The 21139-nt window shown below is 64.1% G+C and carries 18 protein-coding genes, 4 tRNA genes and 1 pseudogene; 3 read left to right on the top strand and 20 right to left on the bottom strand.

All coding sequences use genetic code 11. The annotated features are described in order from the left end of the window. Window positions 1–401: 401 nt before the first annotated feature. The 5 genes from OXU43_00870 to uvrC form a co-directional block, all read right to left on the bottom strand. A tRNA-Leu gene (locus OXU43_00870) sits at window positions 402–487 on the bottom strand. 78 nt (window positions 488–565) lie between these two features. Further along, window positions 566–636, bottom strand: a tRNA-Cys gene (locus tag OXU43_00865). A gap of 68 nt (window positions 637–704) precedes the next feature. Then, a tRNA-Gly gene (locus tag OXU43_00860) sits at window positions 705–779 on the bottom strand. 47 nt (window positions 780–826) lie between these two features. Beyond that, a complete protein-coding gene (gene pgsA, locus OXU43_00855) occupies window positions 827–1384 on the bottom strand; it encodes a CDP-diacylglycerol--glycerol-3-phosphate 3-phosphatidyltransferase (GenBank protein MDD9823727.1) in 558 nt (185 codons plus the stop codon). A gap of 37 nt (window positions 1385–1421) precedes the next feature. After that, a complete protein-coding gene (uvrC, locus tag OXU43_00850) occupies window positions 1422–3278 on the bottom strand; it encodes an excinuclease ABC subunit UvrC (protein MDD9823726.1) in 1857 nt (618 codons plus the stop codon). A gap of 408 nt (window positions 3279–3686) precedes the next feature. On the opposite strand from uvrC, the gene OXU43_00845 reads away from it, so the two are divergent. Next, complete coding sequence (locus tag OXU43_00845; GenBank protein MDD9823725.1) at window positions 3687–4055, top strand: hypothetical protein; 369 nt, start codon at window positions 3687–3689, stop codon at window positions 4053–4055. Window positions 4056–4131: 76 nt separating this feature from the next. Here OXU43_00845 and OXU43_00840 read toward each other — a convergent pair whose 3' ends face one another. Further along, window positions 4132–4764 carry a glutathione S-transferase family protein gene (locus OXU43_00840; GenBank protein MDD9823724.1) on the bottom strand — a complete coding sequence of 211 codons (633 nt, stop codon included), beginning with the start codon at window positions 4762–4764 and terminating at the stop codon, window positions 4132–4134. Between the two features lie 103 nt (window positions 4765–4867). Next, window positions 4868–4954 (bottom strand) — tRNA-Ser (locus tag OXU43_00835). 192 nt (window positions 4955–5146) lie between these two features. Between OXU43_00835 and OXU43_00830 the strand changes: the two genes are divergently transcribed. Continuing rightward, window positions 5147–5821, top strand: coding sequence for a Bax inhibitor-1/YccA family protein (locus OXU43_00830; protein ID MDD9823723.1), 675 nt, complete (start codon window positions 5147–5149; stop codon window positions 5819–5821). Window positions 5822–6024: 203 nt separating this feature from the next. Beyond that, a complete protein-coding gene (locus OXU43_00825) occupies window positions 6025–6873 on the top strand; it encodes a DNA methyltransferase (protein MDD9823722.1) in 849 nt (282 codons plus the stop codon). Here OXU43_00825 and OXU43_00820 read toward each other — a convergent pair. The 13 genes and pseudogenes from OXU43_00820 to OXU43_00760 all read right to left on the bottom strand — a co-directional run bounded on the left by OXU43_00820 (window position 6800) and on the right by OXU43_00760 (window position 21082). Further along, complete coding sequence (locus tag OXU43_00820; GenBank protein ID MDD9823721.1) at window positions 6800–7417, bottom strand: restriction endonuclease; 618 nt, start codon at window positions 7415–7417, stop codon at window positions 6800–6802. The genes OXU43_00825 and OXU43_00820 overlap by 74 nt on opposite strands. Window positions 7418–7536: 119 nt before the next feature. Next, window positions 7537–7689: pseudogene (locus tag OXU43_00815) on the bottom strand (NAD(P)(+) transhydrogenase (Re/Si-specific) subunit beta). Between the two features lie 125 nt (window positions 7690–7814). Next, window positions 7815–8456 carry a class I SAM-dependent methyltransferase gene (locus OXU43_00810; GenBank protein ID MDD9823720.1) on the bottom strand — a complete coding sequence of 214 codons (642 nt, stop codon included), beginning with the start codon at window positions 8454–8456 and terminating at the stop codon, window positions 7815–7817. Window positions 8457–8534: 78 nt separating this feature from the next. Further along, on the bottom strand, window positions 8535–9929 hold the full coding sequence (locus OXU43_00805) for an NAD(P)(+) transhydrogenase (Re/Si-specific) subunit beta (GenBank protein MDD9823719.1): 1395 nt from the start codon (window positions 9927–9929) through the stop codon (window positions 8535–8537). 53 nt (window positions 9930–9982) lie between these two features. After that, window positions 9983–10288, bottom strand: a complete 306-nt coding sequence (locus OXU43_00800) for an NAD(P) transhydrogenase subunit alpha (protein ID MDD9823718.1) — start codon at window positions 10286–10288, stop codon at window positions 9983–9985. Beyond that, window positions 10285–11433 (bottom strand): NAD(P) transhydrogenase subunit alpha, encoded by a 1149-nt coding sequence (locus OXU43_00795; protein ID MDD9823717.1) that lies wholly within the window; start codon window positions 11431–11433, stop codon window positions 10285–10287. The genes OXU43_00800 and OXU43_00795 overlap by 4 nt, the downstream gene beginning before the upstream one ends. An 11-nt stretch (window positions 11434–11444) precedes the next feature. Then, window positions 11445–12761: a serine--tRNA ligase gene (gene serS / locus OXU43_00790; protein ID MDD9823716.1), complete on the bottom strand. Its 1317-nt coding sequence runs from the start codon at window positions 12759–12761 to the stop codon at window positions 11445–11447. A gap of 4 nt (window positions 12762–12765) precedes the next feature. Then, entirely contained in the window at window positions 12766–14043 is a 1278-nt protein-coding gene (locus tag OXU43_00785) for a replication-associated recombination protein A (GenBank protein ID MDD9823715.1), read from the bottom strand. Further along, window positions 14040–14729, bottom strand: coding sequence for an outer membrane lipoprotein chaperone LolA (lolA, locus tag OXU43_00780; GenBank protein MDD9823714.1), 690 nt, complete (start codon window positions 14727–14729; stop codon window positions 14040–14042). The genes OXU43_00785 and lolA overlap by 4 nt, the downstream gene beginning before the upstream one ends. Then, entirely contained in the window at window positions 14726–17293 is a 2568-nt protein-coding gene (locus OXU43_00775) for a DNA translocase FtsK 4TM domain-containing protein (GenBank protein MDD9823713.1), read from the bottom strand. The genes lolA and OXU43_00775 overlap by 4 nt, the downstream gene beginning before the upstream one ends. A 208-nt stretch (window positions 17294–17501) precedes the next feature. Next, complete coding sequence (locus OXU43_00770) at window positions 17502–18641, bottom strand: hypothetical protein (protein MDD9823712.1); 1140 nt, start codon at window positions 18639–18641, stop codon at window positions 17502–17504. A gap of 41 nt (window positions 18642–18682) precedes the next feature. Beyond that, entirely contained in the window at window positions 18683–19795 is a 1113-nt protein-coding gene (locus OXU43_00765; protein MDD9823711.1) for a hypothetical protein, read from the bottom strand. Between the two features lie 939 nt (window positions 19796–20734). Continuing rightward, window positions 20735–21082, bottom strand: a complete 348-nt coding sequence (locus OXU43_00760; protein ID MDD9823710.1) for a hypothetical protein — start codon at window positions 21080–21082, stop codon at window positions 20735–20737. Window positions 21083–21139: the final 57 nt, after the last annotated feature.

The following is a 21139-nucleotide window of genomic DNA, read 5'->3' as shown; positions in this document are numbered from 1 at the left end:
GCCGGCGCCTGGCGGCTTGGCTGCTGCGACTCCCCCTCAGGTGTAAAGGGGGGAGTGATGCGTATGTCTGAGCAAGAGCCATGATGCATCGTTGCTGCCGATGCGGCCAAGGCGTTCTCCGGCGCCCTTTTAGAGGATGTGCCGCCGCAATATCATCGTCGCATAATATATATTATGTTAAATAACGGATAGGCCCATCTGTGACCATACGGTCAAACAGGTGGTTTGTTAACTCAATTTTAACTTTTATATATCAAAATAAAGTCTTTATTTGCAAAGAAAAAAATTATGCTCTAAACTGTCTGTATCGCAGGCAGGCGATACCGAAACCTGGCCCCTGCCTCGAAGCAGGCAGGGGCCAGGTTTTCCCACCGCACAGAACGGGGAAGTTCTTACAAAGATGGTGGTCCCCCCGGGACTCGAACCCGGACCTCCCATAGGAGAGCAGATTTTAAGTCTGCTGCGTCTGCCGTTCCGCCAGGGGACCTGCTCCGCGGATTGGGGTGCCTGTTAATGGCGGCGCGAACAGCCGCCGGCATCTTCCAGACACCCGCGGATTATAGAGAGGCTGGGGTCGGAATCGAACCGGCGTACACGGCTTTGCAGGCCGCTGCATAACCACTCTGCCACCCAGCCATGGGGGCGCCGTCCCGGATATCGTTTCAAGGGAGGGTGCGCGGCACAGTCCTCAGGAGCCGAGAACCTGGAGCGGGAAACGAGATTCGAACTCGCGACCCCAACCTTGGCAAGGTTGTGCTCTACCACTGAGCTATTCCCGCATGGCCGTGACCGTGGTCTCGATCTTGTCACCCTTCGGCCGTGCCTGTCAATTGTTGTCGCTGCCGCCGTGCCGACGGGCACGTACCAATTCGGGCCAGGCTGCGTGCAGGTAGAAAAACATGGAGACCAAAGTCAGCGCGGTAGCCAGATACAGTAAGCCCAATCCCAGCCACCAGGACCAATAATCCTTATACACTAAAAGAAATATTGCTACCATCTGACTGATAGTTTTGTATTTTCCATACACAGAAACACGTATTTTTCGACGGGCGCCCAACTCCGCCATCCATTCCCGAAGGGCTGACACCGCGATTTCGCGGCTGACAATCACAGCCACCGGCAGGGCCAGCCAAACAGTCGGGGTGTGCTGCAACACCAACACCAGGGCAGTAGCCACCATCAGTTTGTCCGCCACCGGGTCGAGGAAGCTCCCCAACGGCGATTCCTGCTTCAAAAGGCGCGCCAGATAACCGTCCAGGGCGTCTGTCAGGGAGGCGGCGCCAAATACCAACGCCGCTTCCAGGTGGCGCCCGGTCAGGAACAGCAGCACGAATACCGGTATCAGCAGAATGCGGAGCAGAGTCAGGATGTTGGGCAGTTGCAGCATCGGATCGTGATTCTCCGGGTTGGGATTCCCCCGATCAAGGCTCTTCGTGCAGCAGACCGTGGATATGCCGGGCCAGCCGCTTGCCGATTCCCGGCACCCGGGCCAGTTCTTCGGTGCCGGCGGCGCGCACGCCCTGAGCGCCGCCGAAATGCAGCAACAGGCTGCGTCGGCGCACTTGGCCAATCCCGGGCAGGTCCGTCAGCGGCGAATCCAGCCGCTGCCGGGCACGGCGGCGGCGGTGGCCGGCGCTGGCAAAACGGTGCGCCTCGTCCCGGACCCGCTGCAACAAGCGCAGGGCTGGCGAAGCGGCGGCGAGCCGCAGGCAGCGTCCGTCGGCGCGGACCAGCCGGTCCTCCGACGGACGGCGCCCTTCCCCTTTGCGGATGCCCAGCACCTCGATCTCGCTCGCCAACTGCAATTCCCGCAACGTCCTGACTGCCTGCGCCGCCTGCGCCCGGCCGCCGTCAATGAGCAACAGGTCCGGCAACGGCGCCGCCTCCTGCGCGCGCCGCCGGTAGTGCCGTGTGACTGCCTGGCCGATGGCGGCGCAATCGTCGCCGGGACGGATGCCGCGGATATTGAAACGCCGGTACTCGCCGCGCCGCGCGCCGCCGGCATCGAAGACTACGCAGGAAGCGGTGGCCGCCTCCCCGCGAGTGTGGCTGATATCGAATCCCTCGATGCGGCACAATGGCTTACGGCGTTCGAGGAGGCGCCCCAATTCCCGTAATGGGCCGCCCTCTCCTCGCGCCGCCTCCCGCTCCGCCAGAGCCAAGCGGGCGTTTTCCCCGGCCAGCGACAGCCACCGGCCCCGCTCGCCCCGGGGACGGCAGCGAATCGTCACCGGCCTCCCTGCCCGCTCCGCCAGGACGGACTCCAACAGGCGGCAATCGTCCGGCAGATGGTTGAGCAGTATCTCGGCCGGCAGAGGCGCCCCGCCGCCATCGGCCAGGTAGTATTGAGACAGGAAGGCGCTCAGGACTTCTCCCGGCCCTGCCCCCGCCTGCCTGCTCGGGAAAAAGGCCCGGCTGCTGCGAGGCGTCCCGCCGCGCACGGGAAAAACCTGTACGCAGGCCCGATCCGCCTCGATCCGGCAGGCGATGGCGTCCAGAACGGCGCCGGGGTCGCTGGGCCGGTGCCGCGCCTGCACGGCGCGCAATTTAGCGACCTGGTCCCGGTAGCGGGCGGCACGCTCGAAATCGAGACGCTCCGCCGCTTGGCGCATTGGCTCCAGCAGCCCCTCCATCAGCTCCCGGTCGCGGCCCTCTAGCAGCAGGGCCGACCTGTGCACATCCTGCAGGTATTCCTCGCGGCCGATATAGCCCACGCAGGGCGCCGTGCAGCGCTGCAGCTGGTATTGCAGGCAGGGACGGCGGCGGCCGCGAAAGGAGCGGTCGTCGCAGTCGCGGATGCGAAATAGTTTTTGCAACAGACTCAGGGTGCCGCGCACCGCGCGCGGGTCGGGATAGGGCCCGAAGTAGCGCCCCCGCTCCCGGCGCGAGCCGCGATAGAAATGCAGGCGCGGGAAGTCGTGGCTGTCGTCCAGGCGCAGATAGGGGTAACTCTTATCGTCGCGGAACAGCACGTTGTAGCGGGGGCGCAGGTTCTTGATCAGGCTGCTTTCCAGCACCAGCGCCTCCCTCTCGCTGGCGGTCACCGTCACCTTGATAGAGTGCGCCTGCGCCATAATGCGGCGGATCTTGAGGGCCTGGTTGCCGCCCCCGCAGTAGCTGCGCAAGCGGTTGCGCAGGTTGGCGGCCTTGCCCACGTAAAGCGCCTGCTCGGCCGCGTCCAGGATGCGGTACACCCCCGGCCGGGTCGTCACCGTGCGCAGGAAGGCGCGGCCATCGAAGGCGGGGGCATTCCCAACGCTTTTTTGCCCTGTGGCCACTCCTTTTTCCGTATTCGCCAACCCCGCAACCGTGTTGTTCGGCACCTGGGCTTGCAGTATAGCGAATCCGACCGGGTGTCATGAGAGCGCTGTAGGGTTATTTTCTATACTTTATATAGATAAGTAATTTAATCCCATGATATTAAATGAATAAATATATGCAACTGCTATGCGATTGGGGGCCAAAGCGATGGGTGGCGGGTATGGACTGCGTCATCCGGTCATGCCTGGACCGTCCCCGCGCCGCCCATAACTATTATCCCGAAGGTAAGCGGCCTATTCGTCCGAAACCGCACCGGGCCATCGCGAGCCATGCATTGCTTGTTAAACTTTGAGTGACGGCGCTATACTTGAACTTGAGATGGCGAATCGCTGTAGAACTGGCTGTAGAACTGGGAGGTGCAAGGAATGAAAAACGCAAAAAACAAAGGGACGGGCACGCTGTACGGTTTGATTCTGGGCTTGGTTGCGCTCCCGGGTCTTGCCGGTTGCGGCGGCCTCGCCGCAACCGCGATGCAATTCGAGCAAAGCCCTTACGGGGCCGAGTTAGAGGCCATGATGAACGTGTGCATGGACCTGCAGAAGAGCGGCGACCTGCCCGGTTTGGCTGGCGGCGAGCGCCCTCTCGAGTTCAAAAGCGATGAGATTGATTTTTCGGCCAGGAACGAGGTGTATTACCCGTTGCGGCTGAACTGCTTCGTGCATGAAGGCAGGAAAAAGCACCGCTTCGCCTTTGTCAAAGAGGCGCAGACCGCGGACTGGGAACTCGTGAAGTAGCGCCAGCTGGGGATGGACCCCGGAACGGCGCAGCCCTCCCTCTACGGTAGGAGTTGCCGGCCTCCTCAAGCCCTCCTCAAGCGGCGGCGGCCGGGCGGGCGCAGACCTTTCGGTACCAGCTTTGCAAGCGAGAGAGTCGCTCCGGAGGCTGGAATTCCGCCCGCCGCGCGAAATCCAGGGCCACCACGGCGGCGATGTCGGCCATGCTGAAGCCGTCGCCGGCGACATGGGGGCTCTCCCCCAGGCGTTCGTCCAGCATTTCCACAAAGCGCTCCAACCGTTTGCGTCCCCGTTCGACGAGGGCGGGGATCTGGGCGAAGCCTCCCGCAGTACCGGACAAACCCCGGTCGCGGAACAGCGGGCTGGAATTGCGCACGGTCTCCCCTGCCGCGGCGTATCCCTCCTGCATAACCCGTTCGTTCCACATCGTCACCCGCGCCCGATCCAGCGCGTCGGCGCCCAACAGCGGCGGCGTCGGGTGTAATTCCTCCAGATAGCGGCAAATCGCATCTACGCCCCAGATGTATTGCCCCTCTGCCAGCTCCAGCACAGGCAGGGTACAGGCGGGGTTTTTCGCCTGAAATTCCGGCGTAAACTGCTCCCGGGCCCGCAGATTCACCTGCACGGAGGGGAGCTCCAGCCCCTTCTCCGCGGCGAAGAAGCGCACCCGCCGCGGCCCGGGCGCCAACTTAAAATCGTACAGCAGCATATTTCTCGAAACCTCTTTCCGGTACCAAGCGTTTTCTTGCCCCCGTAGCCCTGCGGCCGCCCCCCTGCCCTCTCCCCGCCACCCCGTCCGCCCGGCGGGAAAACGGAGAGGGAGGGATTCGAACCCCCGGACCGCGCAAACGGTCAACGGTTTTCAAGACCGCCGCCTTCGACCACTCAGCCACCTCTCCCATCCCCGCGAATCATAACACCCCCCCATCCTCTCGGGGGGCGCGACCAGGGACAGCCGCCCCCGGAATCTCCTCCCCCAGCCGGGGGGAACCCGCGCAAAAAGCGCGGAGGGGGTTGCAAAAAGAAAATTCCTGATAGAATACCCGGCATGGACACCGCTTACGCGGCTCACAACGGAGGATAGCGACGCCATGAACCGAGACTACTACTTCTCTCCTTCAGCGACCCAAGTTCCCGTCTTGCAGACGAACAAGCTGATTCGCAACACCTATCTGCTGTTGTCTGCGACGCTGCTGTTCAGCGCTTTTACGGCCGGGGCGGCCATGTTCCTGGGCTTTCGGGGCATGAACCCGCTGTTGACGCTGGGCGGCTACTTTCTGTTCCTGATGCTGGCCTCGTCCCATCGCAACAGCGGCTGGGGCCTGTTCTGGGTATTCGCCCTGACCGGCTTCATGGGCCTGACCTTGGGACCGATCCTGAATTTCTACCAACACTATGTGGGCAACGGCCCCACGCTGGTGGTGATGGCCATGGGCGGCACGGCGGCCATATTCCTGGGCCTGTCCGGGTATGCGCTGGCCAGCCGCAAGGACTTCAGCTTCCTGGGCGGATTCCTGATGACCGGCATTCTGGTGGCCTTTCTGGCCTCTCTTGCCAGCTTCTTCCTGCCGGTCCCGGGGCTGTCGCTGGCCGTATCCAGCATGTTCATACTGCTGATGTCCGGCCTGATCCTGTATCAGACCAGCAAGATGGTGCACGGCAGCGAGACCAACTACGTGATGGCGACGGTCACCCTGTACGTTGCCATCTACAACCTGTTCCTCAGCCTGCTGCATCTGCTGGGCATCTCCTCCTCCAGCGACTGATATAAAACGGTGGCTAGGGGCAGGTAGGCGGATTGCACACCTGGAGGTGCCTTGTGAGGCGCTCCCCTACTGGCCCCGCTTGGAGGGACGCCCTGCAGCATAACGGGTGCGAACATTTGCGTATTTCGCCCGCATCCAGCCTGACGGGTTCCTAGCGGCGATGGTGCTCCGGCTTTGGCCTGCGCCCCCATGAAGGCGAGCCGATGAACGTTCACCGAACGGCAACGAACTTGGGGCTGTTTGAGGGCGCGACCGATGATTCGTCCATCCGCCGGTCCGGGAAACGCGGTATATCGCGGAAACCTCCCAATGGCCGCACCACCTCCGATCTCGTCGTATCCGCGTATGTCGGCACCAACGCCGACGTGTTCCCCGAGATCCTGAAGCTCCATATTCCCGAAGGGACCACGATTGCGGACGTGACCTACGGGAAAGGCGTATTCTGGAGGAACGTTCCTCAGGGGCTCTATGACTTGCATCCATCGGATATCGAGACCGGTACGGATTGCCGCGCGCTTCCCTATGACGACCGCTCGTTGGGCGCCGTAATCCTTGACCCTCCCTACATGGAAGGGTTCTACAGGAATACGGGCCGAGGCGAAAAGGCCGGGAGCGGGACGCACAATACATTCCGAAATTACTATTCGCAGGGTAAGGAAGCGCAGGGCGATGGCCCACGCTGGCACGATGCAGTACTGGCGATGTACTTCGATGCGCTTGCGGAAGCGCACCGGGTTTTGCGGGACAAAGGCATTCTCGTCGTGAAATGTCAGGATCAAGTATGCGCGAACACCCAGCGCCTAACGCATGTAGATATTATCAATTACGCGGCGGACTTGAGCTTTTATTGCAAAGATCTGTTCGTCGTCGTGCGCCCGAATGCCCCTGCCGTCAGCAGATTGTTAACGCAGAATCACGCCCGCAAGAAGCATTCTTATTTTCTCGTATTGGTCAAGAACGGCATTTCCCGCAAGCGGATTACTTTTCGGCCGCAATCTCGTCCAGCAATGCAAAAGGCTCGTCTCGGTAAGGGGGCGAAAGCGGCCAGGTGATCTTCATATTGGACTTCAGCAGGTAAGGCTGCACCTTCACGGGATCGTATGAGCGGTATTGCGACCTGGGCAGGGCGCTGTTGCCGGCAAATGCGAACCTCCATTGGTCGCCAAACTGGAACAGAGAGACGGCCAGAAGATCGAACTCGCCGACTTGCAGGCATGTCGTTGCCAACGACACGCCATTGGGGAGCGTCACTTTTCTCCGGTCGCTGGCGTCACATTGGAACGTACCCTCCCATTCGTCGTCGCCAGTCTTCTTTACCGTTTTTGTCTGAAGCCCCTTGACTTCGACTCGAATCTCAGCTCCTTTGTAGATAAAGGAAAGGTCGCCCTTCTTGGAACGATCATGATCGTCATATTTTTTTATCTCCGAAAATTTTGCCCCCTCAAACCAGAGTTTGCGCACTTTGAATTCGCTGACGTAACCGAAAAGCATCCCGCGCAGACTGGGGTTATGTTCGACGATCTTTGACAACTCGCCCTCGGAAAGCCACCAACGATTAAGGATGTTGGCGCGGCGCAGTCGTTCCCGAGGCGGCATTTACCGCCGATCCCTTGCGGTCGCGGGGATAAGGGGTGGGTGCCGGACGCGCATGACAGGGATTGGAATATCCAAATATTCCAGGTTGGTGGAAAAATTTATAGGCAAAGGGTCCTCCCCTACCCCAGTGCTTTCACTTCCTGGACCAGGGCGGCCACGGCCTTCTGGCCGTCGCCGTACAGCATGCGGGTGTTGTCGGCGTAGAACAGGGCGTTCTCGATGCCGGAGAAACCCCGTCCGCGGCCGCGCTTGATCACGATTTCCCATATGTCCGAGCATCCGTCAGCTTCGTTTATGAAGCGGTAAATAATTGTTGCCATGTTGCTTCTCCGCTGTTGGCGGCAATGCAAACGTTGTGCCGTAATTCCAAGCCTCGGCCCTGTGTTAGGTTCTACTCTTACTTTTTCTTTGCAACAATAACACCTTGCGTAAAAAATATTGGCCAAGTTATTGATTTATGAAGAATAGCTCCATACTTCACGACTTCCTGTTCCACTTCTGCAAAGCGTAAGGGACGCTCGTCCCAAAAAATCCACATTCTAAGCATTTCGGAAACTCTTCTAGAGATTTTGTATAACCAAGTAGGCGTCGGAAACGTAATAAGGCAAATGCCGCCTCTTTCCAGGAACCGAAAATGAGCCCGTATTGCCTTTGCTGTTTCTTCCACCGAAAAATGTTCGATCAGGCCTACGCTAAAGGCAATCTGAAATGGTTTTTCCGCGGTTGATTCATTTTGCATTTCGAGAATATCCACACATTCCAGACTGGTGGACGAATCCAACCCTATGCGTTCGATAAACTTTTGCAGCCCGACATTGTTATTATCAACAATTTTATAGTGTAACGGGCAGATCTTTTCTTTAATTAATTCATAGAAGCAACTATTTGCGCCGCCAAGTTCAACGATTCGCAATTGGCCGGTATCTGCAGGAGCGGCGCTTTTCATTAAAGCGACAACCTTGTTTCCTGTAATTTTCCTCGTAACCGAGGCCGTTTTATAAGGTTTGTTGTAATAAGAATCCCAGTCTGTTTTCTTCATATGCTTACATCTCGACTATTCGAGCCAGTAATCTCACCGACTGTTCGGGGTTGTTTTTAATGGTCAAAGGGCCTTCCTCTACTCCAGCGCTTTGACCTCCTGGACCAGGGCGGCCACGGCCTTCTGGCCGTCGCCGTACAGCATGCGGGTGTTGTCGGCGTAGAACAGGGCGTTCTCGATGCCGGAGAAACCCCGTCCGCGGCCGCGCTTGATCACGATGCAGTTGCGCGCCCGGTCGGCGTCCAGGATCGGCATGCCGTAGATCGGGCTGCCGCGGTCCTCGCGGGCCGCCGGGTTGACCACGTCGTTGGCGCCGATCACCAAGGCCACCTCGGCATTGGGGAAGTCGGCGTTGATCTCGTCCAGGTCGCTGAGCAGGTCGTAGGAGACGCCCGCCTCGGCCAGCAGCACGTTCATGTGCCCGGGCATCCGCCCGGCCACGGGGTGAATGGCGAAACGCACCCGCACCCCGCGCTTTTCCAGCAGGTCGGCCAGTTCCCGCAAGCGGTGCTGCGCCTGGGCCACCGCCATCCCGTAGCCCGGCACGATGATCGCGTTGTCGGCAAAGGCCAGCAACACCGCGACATCCGTCGCCGTGGTCTCGCGCATCTCGCCGGCGGCGCCGGCGCCCGCCGCCGTCTCGGCGCCAAAGGCGGAGAACAGGACGCTGACCAGGGAGCGGTTCATCGCCTTGGCCATCAACTGGGTCAGCAGGGTGCCGGCCGCCCCCACCACCGTGCCGGCGACGATCATCGCCGCATTGTCCAGGACAAAGCCCTCGAAGCCCACCGCCAGGCCGGTCAGGGCATTGAACAGGGACAGCACCACCGGCATGTCGGCGCCCCCGATCGGCAGCGTCATCAGCACGCCGTAGGCCAGGGCCAGCAGGCAGAAATACAGCAGCAGCCAGCCGCCGCCCGCCTCCCCCGCCGCCAGCAACAGCCACAGCCCCAGCAGGACGGCGCCGCCCAGCACGGCAAAGTTAAGCCACTGCTGGCCGGGGAACACCCAGGGACGGCTCAGCCAACCGTGCAGCTTGGCGCAGGCGAGCAGCGACCCGGAGAAGGAAACCATGCCGATCAACGCCCCCAGCAACGCCAGGCACAGCACGGTGAACGGCAGGGCCGCCGCGCCGCCGGGCCCGGACATCTCCAGCACGGCGATGCAGGCCGCGGCGCCGCCGCCCATGCCGTTGTAGATGGCGATCATCTGCGGCATGGCGGTCATCGGCACCCGCCGCGCCGCATACCAGGCCGCGCCGCCGCCCAGCAGGAGGGCGGCCGACATCAGGGCCAGCCGCGCCGGCGCCAACCAGGCCAGAGTGGCGAGAAAGGCCAGTACCATCCCAATCCCGGCCCAGACGATGCCCCGACGGGCGGTGACCGGGGAACTCATTTGCCGCAGACCGACAATGAAGGAGACGGCGGCCACCAGGTACAGGGCTTGCAACACCACCCCGCCGGCGCCGCTCATGGCAACGCCGTGCGTCTGTTCTTCTATTGCGTGCAGGGCCTGCATGGCCGGGTTCATGTCTGGCCCTCCTCCTGCCGTTGCTTGCGGCTGCGGAACATCCGCAGCATTCGCTCGGTGACCACGTAGCCGCCCACGGCATTGCCCGCCCCCAGCAGGACGCCGAGGAAGCCGATGGTCAGTCCCAGCGCCCCCTCGGCGCCGGCCAGCGCGAACATCGCCCCCACCAGGACGATGCCGTGCACGAAGTTGGAGCCCGACATCAGCGGCGTGTGCAGCACCGCCGGCACCCGGCCAATCACCTCGTAGCCGGTAAAGGCGGCCAGCATGAAGATATACAGGGCGACAAATCCCTCGCTCATGAATCTTTCTCCTCTCTCTCCGCGGTTTTTGGCGTGTTTTGCCCCATCTCCGGCAGGCGCAGCTCGCCGTCCCTGGCGATGCAGGCGGCGGCCACGATCTCGTCCTCCCAGTCCGGGGCCAGGCGCCCGTCCCGCACCAGCAGCTGCAACAGGCGCTCCAGGTTGCGGGCATACAGGTCGCTGGCCTGCGGGGCCATCTCCGCCGCCATGTTCAGCGGCCCCCAGATCTCGACCCCGTTATGGCGGTAGCGTTCGCCGGGGCGGGTCAGCTCGCAGTTGCCGCCGCTGGCCGCGGCCAAATCCAGCACCAGCGTACCCGCCCGCATTTTTTCTACCATGGCGGCGCTGACGATGCGCGGGGCGGGCCGCCCCGGCACCTCGGCCGTGGCGATCAAAACGCCGGCGCGGGCCACGTGTTGCGCCAGCAATTCGCCCTGCGCCCGGCGCTCTTCCGCCGTCAATTCGCGCGCGTAGCCGCCCTCCGCCTCCGCCTTGATGTCGGCCGACAGAAAGCGCCCGCCCAGAGATTCCACCTGTTCCCGCGCCGCCGGGCGTATGTCCGACACCTCCACCACCGCCCCCAGGCGGCGCGCCGTGGCGATGGCCTGCAAGCCGGCCACCCCGGCGCCCAGCACCAGCACCGCCGCCGGGCGCACGGTGCCGGTGGGCCCGGTGAGCATGGGGAAAAAGCGGCCGTAGGCGGCGGCCGCCGCCACCACGGCGCGGTAGCCGGCCACGGAACGCTGGGAAGACAGGGCATCCATGGCCTGGGCCCGCGAGCTGCGCGGCACCGTCTCCATGGCGAAGGCGCTCAGGCGGCGCTCGGCCAGGCCGGCCAGCGCCTCCTTGCCGCGGTAGGGATTCAAGAAGCCGGCCAGCGCGCTGCCCTCCGGCTGCAAGCGCAGATCTTCCGGCGTCGGCGGAGACACCCGCAGCACCAAGTCCGCGCCCTCATATACCCCGTCTTTTTCGACCACCGTCGCCCCGGCCTGGCGGTAATCCTCGTCCGTGTATTCCGCGCAGGAACCGGCATCGGTCTGCACCCGCAACTCCAGGCCCTGAGAGCGCAGGCGCTGCACTACTTCCGGCACCAGGGCTACGCGCCGCTCCGCGCCGGCTTTCTCGCAAGGGACGGTAATTCGCATAGTTAGAGTTCCTATTTCTCCTTTTTTCTGCCTTTATTTTTCTGCCGGCTCGCCGTCGGCGGCGGGATTCGCTCCCACCCGTCCAGATAAGGGCGCAACGCCTCCGGCAACCGGATGCCGCCGTCCTCCTCCTGGCCGTTTTCCAGCACCGCCACCAGGGCGCGCCCCACGGCCACCCCCGAGCCGTTCAGCGTGTGCACCGGTTCCGGCTTGCCCTTCTCCGGGTTGCGCCAGCGGGCCCGCATCCGCCGCGCCTGGAATGCCTCGCAATTGCTGCACGAGGAGATCTCCCGGTAGCGCTGCTGCCCCGGCAGCCAGACCTCCAGATCGTAAGTCTTGGCGGCGGCAAAGCCAAGGTCCCCGCCGCACAGGGACACGACCCGGTAGGGCAGTTCCAGGCGTTGCAGCACCGCCTCGGCGTGGCCGGTCAGTTCCTCCAGGGCGGCATAGGAGTCTTCTGGACGGACGATCTGCACCAGTTCCACTTTCTCGAATTGGTGCTGGCGGATCATGCCGCGGGTATCTTTGCCGTAACTGCCGGCCTCGCTGCGGAAACAGGGGCTGTGGCAGACATACTTGCACGGCAATTCTTCGGCATCCAGGATACTCTCCCGCACCAGGTTGGTGACCGGCACCTCCGCCGTCGGACTCAGGTAATGCGCCGGACCGGCGGGAAACAGGTCGGACTCGAAACGCGGCAGCTGCCCCGTCCCCTGCAGGCTGTGCGCCGCCACCAGGCAGGGGGCGTTTATTTCCTGATACCCGTGTTCGCGCACATGCAAGTCCAGCATGAACTGCCCCAGGGCACGGTGCAGACGCGCCACGGCGCCCCGCAGGACCACGAAGCGCGCGCCGGCGATGCGGGCGGCGGCATCGAAATCCGTCAATCCCAGCGCCTCCCCCAGGGCGACATGATCGCGCGGCGCAAAAGCGAATTCGGGCGGCTTCCCCCAATTCCGCTGTTCTACATTAGCGGCGCTGTCGGCGCCCTCCGGGACCGAGGCGTGGGGCAGATTCGGCAGCTGCAACAGCCATTCCCGCCACCGCGTCTCGGCGCGCCGCCTGGCTTCCTCCAGTTCCCGCAGGCGTCCGCCCACCGTTTCCACCTCCGTGCGCGGCTTGCGGATGTTGCCGCCGCCCGCCTTGAGCCAGCCGATCTCGCGGGAAAGCCGATTGCGCCGCTGTTGCAGCTCCTGGACTTCGGACTGCACCCGCTTGCGCTCTGCGTCCAGGGCGCTCAGGGTCTCCGTGTCGAGGCGGAAGCGGCGCCGCTGCAGCAGTTTGGCGAACTCTTCCGGGCGGGCGCGCAGGGCTTGCGTATCCAGCATGGGCTTACTCTTGCCCGCCGGCCGCGGCGGCGGCGTCCCGGCGCCGCCACTCGGCAAGCCGCGCCGCGATCCGCGACTCCAGGCCGGCATCGCCAGGCAGGTAGTAGCGCCGCCCGGCCAGGGCGCCAGGCAAATAGCTCTCCCCCGCTGCGTAACCCCCCGGCTCGTCGTGAGGATAGCGGTAGTCCCGGCCGTGCCCCAGGCGCCGCGCCAGCGCGGTGGGGGCATTGCGCAGGTGCGCCGGCACCTCCAGGGAGCCGCGGCGGCGCGCGTCTTCGCCGGCCCGGCGCAGTCCCCGATAAACGGCGGCGCTCTTGGGGGCGCAGGCCAGATATACCACCGCCTGGGCGATGGCCAATTCGCCCTCCGGCGAACCCAAACGCTCCTGCGCCTCCCAGGCATCCAGGGCCACGCGCAGGGCCCTGGGATCGGCAGTGCCTATGTCTTCGGAGGCGGCGCGCACCATTCTGCGGGCGATATAGAGCGGGTCGCAGCCGCCGTCCAACATCCGCGCCAACCAGTACAGGGCGGCATCGGGGGCCGAGCCGCGCACCGATTTGTGCAAAGCGGAGATCTGGTCGTAAAAGCTGTCGCCGCCCTTGTCGAAGCGGCGCGGCCCGGCGGCGGCCGCCCGGCGCAGCAATTCCGCCTCGATTTCTTTGCCCGCCGCCAGGCCGGCGGCCAACTCCAGCAGGCCGAGGGCGCGGCGGGCATCGCCGTCGGCAGCGGCGACCAGCAGCTCGGCGGCCTCCGGCGTCAGCCGCGCCCCTATTTCCCGCGCCCCTCGTTCGGCGATGCCGCGCAGTTCGTCCGCTCCCAGGGCATGAAGGATATACACTTGCAGCCGCGACAGCAGGGCATTGATGATCTCGAAGGCGGGGTTTTCCGTGGTCGCGCCGAGCAGCAGCAACGTACCGTCCTCCACGAAGGGCAGCAAAGAGTCCTGCTGTGCCTTGTTGAAGCGGTGGATCTCGTCCAAAAACAGCACCGTATCGCCGCCGCCCGCATCGCGGCGGGCACGGGCTTCCGCTACCGCCTGGCGGATCTCGCGCACCCCGGCCTGCACCGCCGACAGGGCAAGAAATTCCGCGCCGCCGGCGCGGGCCAGCAGGCGGGCCAGCGTCGTCTTGCCCGAGCCCGGCGGCCCCCAAAAAACCAGCGAATGCAGGCCTGCGCCGGCGGCGGCCTCCTGTAGCGGCCCCCCTTTCCCCACCAAGTGCGTCTGGCCGGCAAATTCCGCCAGCGTGGCAGGGCGCAGCCGCTCGGCCAGGGGGACGCTCATCGGCTCTCCTGTTCCTGGATCACGTCCACCCCGGGCGGCGGCACGAAAGAAAACAGTTCCCGCTCCGCCTGCGGCGGCAAGCGCCGGCGCTGGCGCAAGAATTCGAAGCGCGTCTTGTTCCCGAGGGCGTCGGTCCATTCCATCCAGGCCAAGTTCTGCCGCTCCAGGGCGACGCGCAGCAGGTGCAGGCCGGTCGTCTCCTCCCCTTCTCGCGGCCGCAGTTCCCAGCGCCGCAAGCCGGTCTCTTCGCCCAGGGCGCGAATCGCAAACAAGCGCTCCGGTCGCTCTTCCCCCAGCAACAAGGCCGCCGGCGTATGGCGCAACGTACTCCCCGCGTCCCGGACGATCACCTGCTCCAGCTCCGGGTCGTAATGCCAGACCTGTTTTCCGTCCACTACCAGCAACTGCGGGTAGGGGCGCAAAGACTCCCAGCGGAAGCGGCCGGGGCGATGCAAGGCCATCCTGCCTTCCGTGCGCTCCAGCACCTTGCCGGATTCGTCCGTCACTACCTGGCGGAAATCCGCCTGCATGACGGTCAGGCCGCGCAGCCAGTCGCGCAATGGCGCCGTATCGCCCCCGGCGGCGGCCAGGGCTTGCGGCCCGCCGATCAGACAGCCGGCCAGGCAACAAACAGGCAGTCCGCGCCCCGCCAGGGATTGCGCCAGAAATTGCAGCAGACACCTCACGACTCCTCGGGCGCGGCAGCCAGGACCTCGCGGTTGCCCCCCGGCTCTTGCGAGCCCACTATGCCGCGTTGCTCCATCTTTTCCACCAGCCGGGCCGCCCGGTTGTAACCGATCTTCAGCCGCCGCTGTACATAAGAGATCGAGGCGCGGCGGCTTTCCAACACTACCGCTACGGCATCCTCGTACAGCGAATCCTCCTCGTCGGGGTCCTCCGCCTCCGCCTCCCCGGTCTCCCTCTCTTCCGGCATCGTCAGCACTTCCCCGCGGTACTCCGGGGCGCCGGCGGCGCGCAGAAAATCCGCCACCCGGTGTACCTCCTGGTCGCTTACAAAGGCGCCGTGCACCCGTCTCGGCAGCGATTCGCCCGGCAGCAGGAACAGCATATCGCCGTGCCCCAGGAGGTTGTCGGCGCCGGATTGGTCCAATATGGTGCGGGAATCAATGCGGGAAGAGACCTGAAAGGCGATGCGCGCCGGGATATTCGCCTTGATGAGTCCGGTAATCACGTCCACCGACGGGCGTTGCGTGGCCAGGATCAGGTGAATGCCGGCGGCGCGCGCCTTCTGCGCCAGGCGGGCGATCCACTCCTCCACCTTTCTGCCGGTGATCATCATCATATCGGCAAGCTCGTCAATCACCACCACGATATAAGGCAGTTGCTCCGCCGCCGGCGCCTCCCCCTCCCCCTGCCACATGGGGTCGCGCAGCGTCTTGCCCTGCTCTGCCGCTTGCTCCAGGCGCTGGTTATATCCAGCGATGCCGCGCACCCCCATGGCCGCCAGCAGGCGGTAGCGGCGCTCCATCTCCGCCACGCACCAGCGCAGGGCGTTGCCCGCCTGTTTCATATCCGTTACCACCGGGGCAAGCAGGTGCGGGACGCCCTGGTAAACGGATAGTTCCAGCATCTTGGGATCGATCAGGATCAGCCGCAGTTCCCGCGGCCCGGCACTGTACAAGAGGCTCAGGATCATGGCGTTCAAGGCCACGGACTTGCCCGAACCGGTCGTGCCGGCCACCAGCAGGTGCGGCATGCGTTCCAGGGCGGCCATCATTGGCCGGCCGCCTATATCCTTGCCCAGGGCCAGGGGCAGCCGGCTGTCGCCGTACCGGCACTCTTCGGAGTCCAGGATCTCGCGCAAGCGCACCGTCTCCCGCTGTTCGTTGGGCAACTCAAGGCCCAGCACCGACTTGCCGGGGATCACCTCGACCACGCGTACGCTGACCACGGAGAGCGACCGGGCAAGGTCGCGCGCCAGACCGCTGATGCGGCTGCCCTTGATCCCCGGCGCCGGCTGCAATTCGAAGCGGGTGATCACCGGCCCGGGCCGCACCGCCACCACCTCCGCCTGCACCCCGAATTCGCGCAATCGTTCTTCGATGCGCCTGGAGAAGGACTCCAGGTCCTGCTGTGAGGAATGCGCTGCCGAGAGCGCGGGCGCCTCCAACAATTCCAGCCCGGGCAGCGCGGGCGGCGCTGGCGTCGCCGCTGCCTTTGCCGCGGCCGGCGCCGGGGCGGTCGGCGGCGGCGCGGTCGCGCCTGCCGACGGCAGTCCGGCCCCCGGCGGCGGCGCGTCCGCGTGCTCAGGGGGCGCGGCAACCTCGGGCGGCGGCACGTTCTCATCCGCTGGCGGCCGCGCGCTCTCCGGCGATGGCGCGAGCTCGTCTCCCGGCGGCGCCGTGTCCCTGTACGGCGGCGCGGCCTCGTCTCCCGGCGGCGCCGTGTCCCTGGGCAGCAGCGTGGTGTCGTCTCCCGGCGGCGCCGCGTCTCTGGACAGCGGCACGGTCTCGTCTCCCGGCGGCCGCGTGAGTTCTGACGACGGCCCGGCCCCGTCCTCCGGCGGCAACGCAGCCTCAGGCGCAGCCAATTTCGCGCGCAGCCTGGCGCGCAGCCGGGCCGCCCGGGGAGCGGCCGCTCGCGCCGCCTTCTCTCCCAGGTACCAGGCCCATGCTCCCACCGTGTCGCACAGGCGCAAGGTCAGTACGCCCACGGTTTCGGACAGACGCAACCAGGACAGGCCGCTGAACAGGCTGATTCCCACCCCCAGCAGCCCCAGCAGCAACAGGGTCAGGCCCAGCGTGCCGAAAGGTTTCGACAACACGGCTTGCAGGCCCTCGCCGAGGAGGCCGCCGCCGCCTGCGACATGCCCAGGCAACTGCGCGCCCTTCAGGAAATAAAGTTCTCCCAGCGTACAGGCGCCCGCGAACGCAAACAGCAATCCCAACAGGCGCATGCCCAGGCTCCAGGGCGCCGGGGGAAAGCGGTGTCTGGCCAGCCAGACCCCCACCCCAAACAAGACGATAGGCAGCAGGTAACCGGGATAACCCAGCAGGTAGAGCGACATATCGGCCAGCCAGGCCCCCGCCCGCCCGGCGACATTGTGCAACGGCTGGCCGGCGCCCACATGAGACCAGCCCGGATCGGCAGGATGGAAGCTGAGCAACGAGATCAGCAGAAACAGGGCCGCGATCCAGACCGCCCACATCCACAATTCGCGCAGGAGTTGCGGCCAGCGGTCCTCTGCCGTCGTCATGAGGGTCGGTTTCTCTGTCGCCTGCTCGCTCATTCGGCACCCCCGCGCGGACGCAGAGACGCGCGCAAGGCAAAAGGAGTGTAGCGATAAGATAGAAGATTCCTTCCGCGCCTACAAGGGCATATATGGGTCTCGGCGGGGCGCTTCAGGCCGGTCGCGTTCGTCCGGGTCTGCTTGAAGGCGCCAGATTTGCCAGGAGCGGCAGGCGGCGTTCGAGGGACGCACCTTGTTTCCTCTCCCCCTACCTCGCTGGCTCCCCGTCCCGATAATTGACTTCATGCACAGTCCCGCCCGGCAACCGCACCGCCCATGGGCCCTGTCTCTTGCCATCCTGGTAGGCGCCTTCCTCCACACTGCCGCCCGGCCACCGCTCAACCCACGGGCCGTGTCTTTTGCCGTCCCGGTAGGGGCCCTTCATCATAAGCCCGCCTGGCCCCTGCTCAATCCACGGGCCGTGTCTTTTGCCGTCCCGATAGGGGCCCTTCATCGTAAGCCCGCCTGGCCCCTGCTCAATCCACGGGCCGTGTCTTTTATCGTCCCGGTAGGGGCCTTCTTCCTCCACATGTCCATTCGGCAAACGCTTAACCCACCGGCCATGTCTTTTGCCGTCCCGGTAAGGGCCCTCCATCTTAATGCCAATATGCGTATGCGCCCTTATGAAATCCCTACTAGCATTTCGCCCCATACCCATAAAGTCAACTAGTCCCTGTAGGGACATCAGAGCCATATCATCAAGTTCGTCGTCACGCCTACTCGGCCACCGCGCAACCCACGAACCATGTTTCTTGCCGTCGCGATAGGCGCCTTCCTTCACCAGTCCGCTGGACTGACGCTCAATCCACGGGCCATGTCTCTTGCCGTCCTGATAAGGGCCTTCTTCTACTGTCCCCTCCGGCCCCTGCTCAACCCAAAAGCCATGCTTCTTGCCGTCGCTATAGTCGCCTTTCTCCACGCCCCAGTTTGCCTGCCGCTTGATCCATGGGCCGTGCTTCTTGCCGGCCCGATAATGGACTTCCTGTACGCTCCCATCCTTACTCCGCACCACCCACGCGCCCTGCCGCTTGCCTTTTTCCATGGCGCCTATGCCCAGGGTCAGCTCATGTTGCCCCCCCAAGGCCAATGTCCCCTCGCCCTGCGCCAGCTCGTCTTCACACGCCCCGCTCCAGGCCCGCGCCGGTTCTTTCTCTTTGCGCGGCAACCCAGCCGACCAGAAATAACAGCCTGCCGGATGATCCAGCCTGACGTAGCAATCTCCCGTTGCTCCCGCGGAACAAATCCGGCTTGCCCAATCCGCCGCCGGTTGCGCGCGGGCCGCGCCTGCCGCAACCGCAAACAGGCACAGGACGCAGCCCAGGGCATTGCCGAACCGAAGGAATTTCATGCGGCCCCGGCGAGCATTGCGTCCGAAACGGTGCGCTTCCATCATCGCTTGACTGGCGCCCCGTCCCGATACTTGGATTCATGCACTGTCCCATCCGGCAACCGCACCGCCCATAGGCCATGTCTTTTGCCGTCCCGGTAAGGGCCCTCCTCTACACTCCCACCCGGCCACCGCTCAATCCATGGGCCATGTCTTTTGCCCTCGCGATAGGCGCCTTCCATCATAAGCCCCCACCCCCGTTCAACCCACGAGCCGTGTTTTTTCCCATCCCGATAAGGCCCTGCCACCTCAAACCCGTACGGCGACAGTTCAACCCAAGGGCCGTGCTTCTTGCCGTTCCGATAGTTGAGATTGTGCATAGCCCCATCCCGCCACCGCGCAAACCACGAGCCATGCCGTACGTCTTCCCAATAAGGGCCTTCCATCACAATTGTGCTCCGCAACCGCGTAATCCACCAACCGTATTTTTTGTCGTCATAGTAGGGGCCTTTCTCCACAATTCTCGTCGGCCACCGCACAACCCATGTGCCGTGCTTCTTGCCGTCTTGATAGGCGCCGGACTTACTGGCAAACCCATTCGACCGCCATTCAGTCCACCGGCCATGTCTCTGGCCGTCCTGATAAGGGCCTTTCTCTACTGTCCCCTCCGGCCCCCGCTCAACCCAAAAGCCATGCTTCTTGCCGTCGCTATAGTCGCCTCTCTCCACGCCCCCGTTCGCCTGCCGCTTGATCCATGGGCCGTGCCTCTTGCCGTCCCGATAATGGACTTCCTGCACGCTCCCGTCCTTACTCCGCACTACCCACGCGCCCCGTCGCTTGCCTTTTTCCATAGCGCCTATGCCCAGGGCCAGCTCATGTTGCCCCCCCAAGGCCAACGTCCCCTCGCCCTGCGCCAGCTCGTCTTCGCACGCCCCGCTCCAGGCCCGCGCCGGTTCTTTCTCTTTGCGCGGCAACCCGGCCGACCAGAAATAACAGCCTGCCGGATGGTCCAGCTTGACGTAGCAATCCCCCGTTGCTCCCGCGGGACAAATCTGGCTTGCCCAATCCGCCGCCGGTTGCGCGCGGGCCGCGCCTGCCGCAACCGCAAGCAGGCACGGGACGCAGGCCAGGGCATTGCCGAGCCAAAGGAATTTCATGGCGCGTTCTTGCCTCATGTTTGGCTACGCCGTTATGTTGTCCAGGCGGTTCCCGGTGCGCCCCCTGAAAACCGCCGCCAGTGGTCCTGGCGCCCGCTGTGCCTGTAGCCGTTCACTCCCGCCTTACCGCACTGGCTCCCCGTTCCTATACTTGGTTTCATACACGGTCCCATCCGAAAGCCGCCAAACCCACGGCCCGTGCCTCTTGCCTTCCTGGTAGGGCCCCTCCTTCACAGCCCCACTGGAACTCCGCTCAACCCACAGACCATGCTTCTGGCCATCCCGATACGGGCCTTCCACCACAGTCCCGCTCGGCAACTTCTCAATCCACAGGCCGTGTTTCTGGCCATCCCGATACGGGCCTTCCACCACAGTGCCATCAGGCAATTGCTCAACCCACGGCCCGTGTTTCCGGCCACCCCGATACGGGCCTCCCACCACATTCCCATCCGGCCGCCGCCAAACCCACGGCCCGTGTTTCTTGCCATCCCGATACGGGCCTTCCGCCACAGTCCCGCCCGGCAACCGCTCAATCCACGGGCCATGTTTCTTGCCATCCCGATAGGGGCCTTCCCGAATCGTTCCATTCGACCACAGCCCAACCCACGAGCCATGCGGCCTGCCTTTTTCTACAGAGCCTATGACTTTGGCCAACCTGCCTTGCCTATCCGAGGTTAAGGTTCCCTCGCCCTGTGCCAGGCCGTCTTCACACGCCCCGCTCCAGCTCCTCGTCGCGCTTTTCGTTTCGAGCCTGGGCCCAGGCCACCAGAAATAACAATTTTCCGGATGGTCCAGCCTGACGTAGCAGTCCCCCGTTGCTCCCGCGGGACAAATCTGGCTTGCCCAATCCGCCGCCGGTTGCGCGCGGGCCGCGCCTGCCGCAACCGCAAGCAGGCACAGGACGCAGAGCAGGGCATTGCCGAATGCGAGGGGGTTCATCCGGTTTGCCGTGTGCATTCAGCCGAACAAGAAGGCATCCGCGCCGCCCAGCGCCTCTACGAATGCTTCCGCGTCGTTGAACTGGCCCGTGGCGGCGTCGTAAAGCGTCGAGGCAATGGCCGCATTCAGATAAACCTGCAACTCGTGCCGGCCGGAGGCCGGTCCCTGCCCCTGCCCGGACTGGCCCAACTGCACATTCACGAATTCCTTGGAGGCGCCGTCTAAGCCCCGTGACGCCAAGGTTAGATGGCCAGCAGCCATACTTGAATCCAGTGCCGCCTGAAACTCGGCCAGGGTGTCAATCCGGTTGGCACCCGGGTTGTTGTCCAGAAACTGAATCTTGTCGCTGTGCAGGTTCAGACACATATGAGACGGGAATTGCGCTGCCGCCTCTGCTATACTGGGCGCAGGCAAGAGAGCAGT

The organism is Gammaproteobacteria bacterium, from assembly GCA_028817255.1.
GTDB classification, from domain to species: domain Bacteria; phylum Pseudomonadota; class Gammaproteobacteria; order Porifericomitales; family Porifericomitaceae; genus Porifericomes; species Porifericomes azotivorans.
Note: the sequence above shows the minus strand (reverse complement) of the source record. Positions and strands in the feature narration are given on the sequence as shown.